This window comes from Rhodococcus sp. T2V, assembly GCF_029269925.1.
Lineage (GTDB): Bacteria > Actinomycetota > Actinomycetes > Mycobacteriales > Mycobacteriaceae > Rhodococcus_F > Rhodococcus_F koreensis.
In genome coordinates, this window is the sequence record NZ_JARJBD010000293.1 from 1 (window position 1) to 1,356 (window position 1,356).

At 68.5% G+C, this 1,356-nt stretch carries 1 protein-coding gene; it reads left to right on the plus strand.

What is annotated here, in order from left to right; translation table 11 throughout:
- Positions 1 to 124: 124 nt before the first annotated feature.
- The coding region (locus P3H15_RS53965) for an IS1380 family transposase (RefSeq protein ID WP_276144817.1) at positions 125 to 1,356 on the plus strand (1,232 nt) is incomplete at its 3' end.

The window sequence follows — 1,356 nt, forward strand, 5'->3', positions numbered from 1 at the left end:
CTAGCCTGAACTTTTCGTGCAGGAGCGCGGATCAGGGTGGGTAGATAAGCGAAAGTGCCTGTCCTGCACGGCATAATGGGACTTCTCTACGGTTCCACAATGCCAACGGGAAGGCACTTCGCAGGTGAAGAGTATCGCAGCGGGTTCACGGGTGAAAGTATCGGCCGACGGACGGGGTGTGGTGTCGCATGCCGGTGTGGGGATGCTGCGGGAAATGGCGGACCTGACTGGGCTGTCCGCGCAGGTCACGGCAGTGCTGGCCGATACCTACCGCGGGCAATGGGCGCATGCCCCGGGTGCGGTGTTCGCCGACCTGGCCGCCGCGGTCGCCGACGGTGCCGACTGTGTGGACGTTGCCGCACGTGGTTGTGGTGGCCGCGAGCATGTGTTCGGTCCGTCGGCGTCGACGACCACGATGTGGCGGCTGGTTGACGAGCGGATCGATGCCGCGCACCTGCCCGGGATACGCGCCGCGCGTGCCCGGGCCCGGGAGCAGGCGTGGGCGGCAGGGGCCGCTCCGAAGGCGGAGTGGCTGCGGATCGACATCGATGCCACCATCACCCTCGACCATTCCGATAACAAGGAGAACGCAGCTGCGACCTGGAAGAAGACCTACGGATTCCACCCGCTGCTGGCCTTTCTGGACCGGCCCGACATCGCCGGCGGTGAGGCGTTGGCCGGGTTGCTCCGTCCGGGGAATGCGGGAAGCAACACCGCAGCCGACCACGTCACCGTCCTCGGGTGGGCACTGGACTCGCTGCCACCGGCGTATCGGCCCGATCCGACCGACCCTGCCGGGCAGAAGATTCTGGTGCGCAGCGACTCGGCCGGGGCGACCCACGGATTCGCCGACGCCTGCCGAACCGCGGGGGTGGGGTTTTCCTTCGGATTCGCCGTCGACGACCGTGTCCGTGCTGCCACCGAAACACTCAACGCGAAGGCCACCTGGGTGCCGGCGATCGACTCCGACGGCGAGGTCCGCGACGGCGCCTGGGTCGCCGAGGCCACCGATCTGGTCGATCTCGACGCCTGGCCGGAGGGGACCCGGTTGGTGCTGCGCAAGGAACGCCCGCACCCGGGGGCGCAGCTACGGTTCACCGATTCCGACGGGCACCGGATCACCGCGTTCATCACCGACACGCCGAAAGGAGTGGTGCCCGGTGGACTGGCCGGACTCGAACTGCGGCATCGGCAGCACGCCCGGGTCGAGGACCGGATCCGGCAGGCCAAGGCGACCGGGCTGCGGAATCTGCCGTGTCAGCGATTCGACGCGAACGCCGCCTGGCTCGAGACCGTCCTGGCCGCCACCGACCTGGTCGCCTGGGCGAAGCTGATCGGCTTCGGCGACCACCCGGA